Source organism: Janibacter sp. CFPM2_SD2 (assembly GCF_057364645.1).
The window spans coordinates 1-8,295 of the sequence record NZ_JBNFOF010000146.1 but is presented as its reverse complement, the minus strand read 5'-3'; the positions used below and the strand labels follow the sequence as shown (position 1 = coordinate 8,295).

The following is an 8,295-nucleotide window of genomic DNA, read 5'->3' as shown; positions in this document are numbered from 1 at the left end:
CGGTTGACCCGCGCCTCGCTGCGCCGGCCGCGCCCGTCCCACGGCGCCGGAGCCGACGTCGATCCAGCGCGCCCGGCCGCAGCCTCCTGCTCGGCGTCGAGGTCGTGGTCGTGGCTCGTCAGCTGCAGGCCGAGCAGCCAGTCGCCGTCGCGACCCACGAGCAGGACCGGTCGGTCCTTGCCCTGGGTGTGGTCCTCCTCGTAGGGCACCCAGACCCAGACGACCTCGCCGGGGGAGGGCGTCGGGTCCTCGGGGGTCGGGGCCCACTGCATCGTCGGCACACCCGTGAAGTCGCCGGGGTAGTCGCTCATGCCGGCCACGCTAGCGCTCCCGCGTGAGCATCCTCACGAACTGACCGGCGAGGAAGTTACCCGTGAGGTCACCCGCCGTACACCCACCCCCGACAGGCTCTGCGCCATGCCCTCGGACGCCACACCTCATACCCCCCTGCCCGGACCCGCCCGACGTGACGTCGTGCGCGGGGCGCCGTCGGGGCCGTCGCCGCCACCGCGACCGTCACCCCCTTCGCCCTGTCGGCCGCGCACGCCGCACCGACCACCGGATTCCTCCACGGCGTCGCCTCCGGCGCACCCGCCTGCCCACCGCCGTCGTCCTGTGGACCCGCGTGACGCCGACGGCCGACGCCGTGCCCGGCTCCGGCCGGGGCCCCCGGGTCAAGGTCACGTGGGAGGTCGCGACCGACGACGACTTCACCCGGATCGTGCGTCGGGGGCAGGTCGCCACCGGCACCGAGCGCGACCACACCGTCAAGGTGGACGCGAGCGGGCTGACGCCGGGCACGCGCTACGCCTACCGCTTCCGCAGCGGGGGAGCCACCTCGCCGACGGGCTGGACCCGCACGGCGCCCGCGCCGTCGAGCACCCCGAGCCGACTGCGGCTGGGCGTCGTCTCCTGCTCCAACTGGGAGGCCGGATGGTTCTCCGCCTACCGCCACCTCGCCGCACGAGGCGACCTCGACGCCGTGCTCCACATGGGCGACTACCTCTACGAGTACCCGACCGGTGAGTACGGGGCGGGCGAGACGGTCGTCCGCACGACGCAGCCGACGCACGAGATCGTCACCCTCGCCGACTACCGGGTGCGGCACGGTCACTACAAGACCGACCCCGACCTGCAGGCGTTGCACGCGGTCGCCCCGTGGATCACCACGTGGGACGACCACGAGAGCGCCAACGACGCGTGGATCGACGGCGCGGAGAACCACCAGCCGGAGACCGAGGGCGCCTGGGCCGACCGCGCGGCCGCCTCGCGGCGCGCCTACGACGAGTGGATGCCGATCCGGTTGTCCGGCACCGCGACCCTCGGCGACGGCAACCAGGTCTACCGGGAGCTGTCCTTCGGCACGCTCGCCGACCTGCGCATGCTGGACCTGCGCAGCTATCGCAGCGAGCAGGCCTCCTACGCCGCCCTCGGCCAGGTGGGCTCGCCCGACCGCACCATCGCCGGCGACGCGCAGATGGGCTGGCTCAAGGAGTCGCTGAGCGCCTCGAGCGCGACGTGGAAGCTCGTCGGCAACCCGGTGATGATCTCCCCGGTGACCTTCGCCGCCGTCGACGTCGAGGCCGGGCAGGCGCTCAACGACATGGGTGGGCTCATCCCGCCGGAGGGCATCCCCTACAACGTCGACCAGTGGGACGGCTACACCGCCGACCGCCGCGAGCTCATCGACCACCTCGCCGACCACGCGATCCCCAACACCGTCTTCATCACCGGCGACATCCACTCCGCGTGGGCCTGCGACCTGCCGAAGAATGTCGGCACCTACCCCTTCAGCCCGAGCGTCGCGGTCGAGTTCGTCGGCACGTCGGTCACCTCCGACAACCTCGACGACATCCTCCAGGTCGCGCCCCGCACGGTCTCGCTCACCGTCGAGGCCGCGATCCGCACCGCCAACCCGCACGTGCGCTACCTCGACTTCGACCGTCACGGCTTCAGCGTCCTCACCCTGACCCCGAGCCGTGCCCAGATGGACTGGTACGCCCTCGCCGACCGCACCGACCCGGCCTCGCCGGTCCGGTGGAGCGCCGGCTTCGAGACCCTGCCCGGCACCCAGCGCGCCCGTCGCGTCTGGTACCCCGCCACCTGACCGGAGAGACCATGACCACCCCGTCCCACCCCTCCCGCCGCACCCTCCTGCGCTTCGCCGCCGCCAGCGGTGCGACCGTCGCCATCTCCGGCGCGCTCGGTGCCCCTTGGGCCTCCGCCGCGTCGAAGGGGGATCAGCGTCGCGTCTACGTCCTGGTCACCGACGGGCTGCGCCCGGACGAGATCACGCCCGAGTGCACCCCTCACCTGCATGCCCTGCGCACCGGCGGCACCTGGTACCCCAACGCCCGGTCCCTGCCGGTCATGGAGACCATCCCCAACCACGTGATGATGATGACCGGCGTGCGGCCCGACCGCAGCGGCGTGCCGGCCAACAAGATCTACGACCGCGGCCTCGGCGAGGTCCGCGACATGGACCAGCCGAGCGACATCAAGGTCGCGACCCTCATCGAGCGGCTCAACGCCCGCGGCCTGACGACCGGCACCGTGCTGTCGAAGGACTACCTCTACGGGGTCTTCGGCGACCGCGCGACCTATCGGTGGGAGCCCAAGCCGCTCATGCCGATCACCGACCACGCGCCCGACGGCTACACCTACGACGCGCTGGTCAAGATGGTCGACGAGGCCGACCCGCACCTCGTCTTCGTCAACTTCGGCGACATCGACCGGGTCGGTCACGCCGACCTCGGGGGCACGACCAGCCTGCCCGCGATGCGCTACGCCGCCCTGGCCAACACCGACCGTCTCGTCGGCGACTTCGTCGAGCACCTCAAGGCGAAGGGGGCGTGGGAGCGCTCGGTCATCATCCACCTCGCCGACCACTCGATGGACTGGTCGATGGCGTGGAAGGTCATCTCGCTCGGCGCCCCCATCTGGTGGGACACCACGCTGCGCGACAAGGTGGAGATCGCGCAGAACGGTGGCGCCGACTGCCTCTACTGGACCGGCCCCGCGGGGGAGCGGGCCGCCGGCCTGCAGCGGCTGCGCACCCTCGTCGAGCGGCAGGCGGGGGTGCTCTCGGTGCACACGCCGGCCGAGCTGCGCCTGGGCGCCAACGCCGGCGACCTCGTCGTCTACTGCAAGCAGGGCTGGCGCTTCTCGGACCCGACGATCTTCGACAACCCGATCCCCGGGAACCACGGACACCCGACGACGGCTCCCATCCCCTTCGTCCTCGGCGGTGGCTCCCCGCTCGTCCGGCCGGGCACGCGCACCGCGACCGCCCACACGCTCGACGTCGCGCCGACCGTCGGCGCGATCTTCGGCCTGCCCTCGCTGCCGGGTGGCTACGACGGGGTCAGCCGGCTCTGACAGGCCGCCCCGACCCCGTGGGCCGTGGGTGAAGGACTTCTCATGGAGCCTTCACGCACGGCTCATGGGGGCTTCCTAGCGTGACGTGCGTCGCTCGGGCACAGGGCACCGAGCCGTCACAGGGAGAGCCACCATGAACCGCCTCGCCACCGCCACCGCCGTCCTCGCCGTCGCCGCCGGAGGGGCGTCGCCACCGCGGCCCCCGCCTCGGCCGACGACCGCACCTGCCGCGGCACCATCTCGAAGCAGACGATCAGCGGCGACCTCGTCGTCCCGAGCGGCGCGAGCTGCCGGGTCAACAGCCTCGACGTCAAGGGCAACATCAAGATCGCCCGGGGCGCCACCCTGCGCTCCTACCACTCGAGCGTCGACGGCAATATCCAGTCCCAGGGTCACGCCTACGTGCGCTTCACCTACGGCTGGGTCGACGGTGACATCCAGCTCGAGGACGGGGCCAGCCACCACCTGCGCAATGCCTTCGTCGACGGCAACATCCAGCTCGAGGGCAACCGCGGCTACGCGCAGAACGTCATCCGCTCGCGCACAGACGGCGACATCCAGCTCTTCTCCAACCCGAAGGGCGCGAAGTACGTCTACGACAACCGGGTCCACGGCAACCTGCAGTGCAAGAGCAACACCCCCGCCCCGAAGGGCTGGGGCAACCGGGTCTCGGGCGACAAGGAAGGCCAGTGCGCCCGGCTCTGACGTGACGCCTCGGGGGCGTGGGATGATGGGCGGACGTCCACCCGCTCCCACGCACCCCGAGGTCCGCCACCCGTGTCACCCCAGGCCCGTGAGGCCCTGCCGCCCAACGCGACCCCGCCGGCGCAGATCCGCAACTTCTGCATCATCGCCCACATCGACCACGGCAAGTCGACGCTCGCCGACCGGATGCTCGGCATCACCGGCGTCGTCGAGGCCCGGGCCATGCGCGCGCAGTACCTCGACCGCATGGACATCGAGCGCGAGCGCGGCATCACCATCAAGTCGCAGGCCGTGCGCATGCCGTGGGAGGGGGTCGACGCAGCGGGGCAGCCCGGGACCTTCTGCTTGAACATGATCGACACCCCGGGGCACGTCGACTTCACCTACGAGGTCTCCCGCTCGCTCGCCGCGTGCGAGGGCGCGATCCTGCTCGTCGACGCCGCGCAGGGCATCGAGGCCCAGACCCTCGCCAACCTCTACCTGGCGATGGACAACGACCTGACGATCATCCCGGTGCTCAACAAGATCGACCTGCCGGCCGCCCAGCCGGAGAAGTACGCCGAGGAGATCGCCGGCCTCATCGGCTGCGAGCCCGAGGACGTGCTCCGGGTGAGCGGCAAGACGGGCGAGGGCGTCGAGGCCCTGCTCGACAAGATCGTCGCCGAGCTGCCGCCGCCCGAGGGTGACGCTCAGGCGCCCGCCCGGGCGATGATCTTCGACTCCGTCTACGACAACTACCGCGGTGTCGTCACCTACGTGCGGGTCGTCGACGGGGCGCTGCACCCCCGCGAGAAGATCGCGATGATGTCGACCAAGGCGACCCACGAGCTGCTCGAGATCGGGGTCATCTCGCCGGAGATGATCCCGAGCCAGGGCCTGGGCGTCGGTGAGGTCGGCTACCTGATCACCGGCGTCAAGGACGTGCGCCAGTCCAAGGTCGGTGACACCGTGACCAATGCCGCGGCGCCCGCGGCCGACGCGATCGGTGGGTACAAGGACCCCAACCCGATGGTCTTCTCGGGGCTCTACCCGATCGACGGGTCCGACTACCCGACGCTGCGCGACGCCCTCGACAAGCTCAAGCTCAACGACGCCGCGCTCGTCTACGAGCCGGAGACCTCCGCTGCCCTCGGCTTCGGCTTCCGCTGCGGCTTCCTCGGCCTGCTCCACCTGGAGATCGTGCGCGAGCGCCTCGAGCGCGAGTTCGACCTCGACCTCATCTCGACCCAGCCCAATGTCGTCTACGAGGTGACGATGGACGACGGCTCCGAGGTCCTCGTGACCAACCCCAGCGAGTTCCCCTACGGCAAGGTCGCGGAGGTCCGCGAGCCGGTCGTCAACGCGACGATCCTCGCGCCGAGCGAGTTCATCGGCGCGATCATGGAGCTGTGCCAGGGCAAGCGCGGCCAGCTCGGTGGCATGGACTACCTCTCCGAGGACCGCGTCGAGATGCGCTACACGCTGCCGCTGGCCGAGATCGTCTTCGACTTCTTCGACCAGCTGAAGTCCAAGACCCGAGGCTACGCCTCCCTCGACTACCAGGAAGCGGGCGACCAGGCCGCCGACCTGGTCAAGGTCGACATCCTCCTGCAGGGCGAGACCGTCGACGCCTTCAGCGCGGTCGTCCACAAGGACAAGGCCTATGCCTACGGCACGATGATGGCCGGCAAGCTCAAGGAGCTCATCCCGCGGCAGCAGTTCGAGGTGCCGATCCAGGCCGCCATCGGCGCGCGGATCATCGCCCGCGAGAACATCCGCGCGATCCGCAAGGACGTGCTCGCCAAGTGCTACGGCGGTGACATCTCCCGCAAGCGCAAGCTCCTCGAGAAGCAGAAGGAGGGCAAGAAGCGGATGAAGAACATCGGCACCGTCGAGGTGCCCCAGGAAGCCTTCATCGCTGCGCTCTCCTCCGACGACAGCGCGGTGGACAAGGCGAAGAAGTAGCGGCGCGCTGCTGACGTGACGCAGGCGACGCCGGGGACCCTTCCCGGTCACTAAGCGCTGGCTTAGTGTGGCGGTCATGGCCCAGCAGACCTTCGCCCTCTACCAGCGCATCGCGAGCCTCCCGGCGGGCAAGCGACTCTTCTCGCTGCTCTACTCCGTCAAGGCGCCCTACTTCGCCACCGTGCGCCCGCAGGTGCGCGAGGTCCGCGCCAACCACGCGGAGCTGTCGATCCGCAACCGCAAGCGGGTGCACAACCACATCGGCACCCTGCACGCGATCGCCGTGTGCAACGGTCTCGAGGCCGCCATGGGTCTGCTCGCGGAGGCGACCTGCCCGAGCGACCAGCGGTGGCTGCCGCGCGGCCTGCAGGTGAGCTACCTGGCGAAGTCGACGACCGACCTGCTGTGCGTCGCCGAGACCGACCCCGAGCAGTGGGCGGGCGAGGCTCCCTACGACGTCGACATCCGGGTCAAGGCCGTGCGCACCGACGGGGTCGTCGTCGTCGAGGGCGTCATCCCGGTCTACGTCACCGCCAAGCCGAAGAAGGCCTGAGCCTCACCCGACGAGCCGGTCGCGCAGCCGCGCGACCTGCTCCGGCGACCACCCCGCGGCCTCGAGCCACCCCTCGGCACCGCCGAACTCTGACTCGAGGTGCGCGAGCACGGCCTCCATCGACTCGCGCCGTGGCAGCTGGTCCTCGAGGCTGTGCGTCGGCAGCGTGCGCGCATAGGGCTCGACGCTCGAGAGCCGGTCCATGATCCGCTCGAGGCGCTCGGCCGTGCGCACGTAGTCGTCGACGACGACCTCGGCGGGCACGCCCGCGACGACCAGGGCCATGCCGACCACGGTGCCGGTGCGGTCCTTGCCCGCCGCGCAGTGGACGACCGTGGCGCCCGTGCTGTCGCGGACGGCGGCCAGTGCCGCCGCCACCGAGTCGGGCCGGGCCGTGAGGTAGCCCGTGTAGTGCCTGGCCCAGAAGGCGCCGTCCCGGGGCGAGTGGTCCTGCCGGCCCCACCGGACGGCCAGGGCTTGCTCGATCGTCTCGTCGGGGTCGCGGTCCTCGCGCAGCAGGCTGTGGTGGTGGTGCGTCAGCGCGGTGGCGCGCAGCGGACCCGCTCCGGTCACCTCGTACTCGACGTGGCTGCGCAGGTCGACGACGTCGCTCACCCCGAGCTCGTCGACGAGGCGACGCACGTCCCCTTCGCTCAGGTCCTGCAGGTTGTCGCTGCGGATCATCCGGCCCTCGCGGGTGGTGCGTCCGTCGCGGGTGGGCAGCCCGCCGAGGTCTCGCATGTTGACGACGCCGTCGAGCTCGATCCACCGGGTCATGGCGCCCACGCTATCGGTGGGAGGATGAGCCGGTGCGTCCCCCCTTCGGCATCTACCTGCACGTGCCCTTCTGCACGGTCCGGTGCGGGTACTGCGACTTCAACACCTACACCGCCACCGAGCTGGGCCCCGTCGGCGGGGCGAAGGGGGCGAGCGTCGCCACCTATGTCGACGCCGCGATCGCCGAGCTCGACCTCGCAGTCCGGTCCGTGGGTGACGACCGCCGGGTCTCGACGGTCTTCGTCGGCGGCGGCACGCCGACGCTGCTGCCGCCGCAGGACCTCGTGCGCTTCCTCGACGCCGTGCGGGAGCGGTGGGGGCTGGCCGACGACGTCGAGGTGACGACGGAGGCCAACCCCGACAGCGTCACCGAGGAGTCGCTGCGGGTCCTGGCCGACGGGGGCTTCACCCGGGTGAGCATCGGCATGCAGTCGTCGGTGCCGCAGGTGCTCGCCACGCTCGACCGCACCCACGACCCGGCCAACGTCTCCCGGGCCGTCGCCGCGGCCCGAGCCGCCGGTCTGGCCGTGAGCCTCGACCTCATCTACGGCACGCCGGGGGAGAGCCTCGAGCAGTGGCGCACCTCCCTCGAGACCGCGGTGGGCCTGGCGCCCGACCACCTGTCGGCCTATGCGCTGACCGTCGAGGACGGCACCAAGATGGCCGCCCGGGTGCGCCGCGGCGAGCTGCCGATGCCGACGGGCGACGACGAGGCCGACAAGTACGAGCTCGCCGACGAGCTGCTCGCCGACGCCGGCTACGACTGGTACGAGATCAGCAACTGGGCCCGCACGCCCGCCGACCGGTGCCGGCACAACATCGCCTACTGGCGCAGCCACGACTGGTGGGGCGTCGGGCCGGGGCGCCACGCCACGTCCGAACGGTGTGCGCTGGTGGAACCTCGAAGCCACCGGCGAACCCTGGGCCAAGGCGCTGGC

The 8,295-nt window shown here is 71.2% G+C and carries 7 protein-coding genes and 1 pseudogene; 6 read left to right on the top strand and 2 right to left on the bottom strand.

Annotated features, from left to right (window positions below; genetic code table 11):
- A partial coding sequence (locus AC2W7J_RS13090; protein WP_485982904.1) for a type II toxin-antitoxin system PemK/MazF family toxin occupies window positions 1-311 on the bottom strand: 311 nt, incomplete at its 3' end.
- Window positions 312-625: 314 nt separating this feature from the next.
- On the opposite strand from AC2W7J_RS13090, the gene AC2W7J_RS13085 reads away from it, so the two are divergent.
- The 5 genes from AC2W7J_RS13085 to AC2W7J_RS13065 all read left to right on the top strand — a co-directional run bounded on the left by AC2W7J_RS13085 (window position 626) and on the right by AC2W7J_RS13065 (window position 6,580).
- Window positions 626-2,107, top strand: coding sequence for an alkaline phosphatase D family protein (locus tag AC2W7J_RS13085; RefSeq protein ID WP_485982902.1), 1,482 nt, complete (start codon window positions 626-628; stop codon window positions 2,105-2,107).
- A gap of 11 nt (window positions 2,108-2,118) precedes the next feature.
- Window positions 2,119-3,378: an alkaline phosphatase family protein gene (locus AC2W7J_RS13080; RefSeq protein ID WP_485982900.1), complete on the top strand. Its 1,260-nt coding sequence runs from the start codon at window positions 2,119-2,121 to the stop codon at window positions 3,376-3,378.
- Window positions 3,379-3,780: 402 nt separating this feature from the next.
- The gene (locus AC2W7J_RS13075; RefSeq protein ID WP_485982899.1) at window positions 3,781-4,083 is read left to right on the top strand and encodes a hypothetical protein; all 303 of its coding nucleotides are present in this window, start codon (window positions 3,781-3,783) and stop codon (window positions 4,081-4,083) included.
- A 72-nt stretch (window positions 4,084-4,155) separates the two neighbouring features.
- A complete protein-coding gene (gene lepA, locus AC2W7J_RS13070) occupies window positions 4,156-6,027 on the top strand; it encodes a translation elongation factor 4 (protein WP_485982897.1) in 1,872 nt (623 codons plus the stop codon).
- 76 nt (window positions 6,028-6,103) lie between these two features.
- Window positions 6,104-6,580 (top strand): hotdog fold domain-containing protein, encoded by a 477-nt coding sequence (locus AC2W7J_RS13065; RefSeq protein WP_255183743.1) that lies wholly within the window; start codon window positions 6,104-6,106, stop codon window positions 6,578-6,580.
- A gap of 3 nt (window positions 6,581-6,583) precedes the next feature.
- On the opposite strand, the gene AC2W7J_RS13060 is transcribed toward AC2W7J_RS13065, so the two are convergent.
- The gene (locus AC2W7J_RS13060; RefSeq protein WP_421008982.1) at window positions 6,584-7,357 is read right to left on the bottom strand and encodes a tyrosine-protein phosphatase; all 774 of its coding nucleotides are present in this window, start codon (window positions 7,355-7,357) and stop codon (window positions 6,584-6,586) included.
- A gap of 32 nt (window positions 7,358-7,389) precedes the next feature.
- Here AC2W7J_RS13060 and hemW point away from each other — a divergent pair.
- Window positions 7,390-8,295: pseudogene (gene hemW / locus AC2W7J_RS13055) on the top strand (radical SAM family heme chaperone HemW); the annotation flags it as partial.

Excerpts from the sequence above, each read along its gene's own strand:
- AC2W7J_RS13080 (WP_485982900.1), top strand. The coding sequence starts at position 2,119 with ATGACCACCCCGTCCCACCCCTCCCGCCGCACCCTCCTGCGCTTCGCC.
- AC2W7J_RS13065 (WP_255183743.1), top strand. The coding sequence starts at position 6,104 with ATGGCCCAGCAGACCTTCGCCCTCTACCAGCGCATCGCGAGCCTCCCG.
- AC2W7J_RS13060 (WP_421008982.1), bottom strand. The coding sequence starts at position 7,357 with ATGACCCGGTGGATCGAGCTCGACGGCGTCGTCAACATGCGAGACCTC.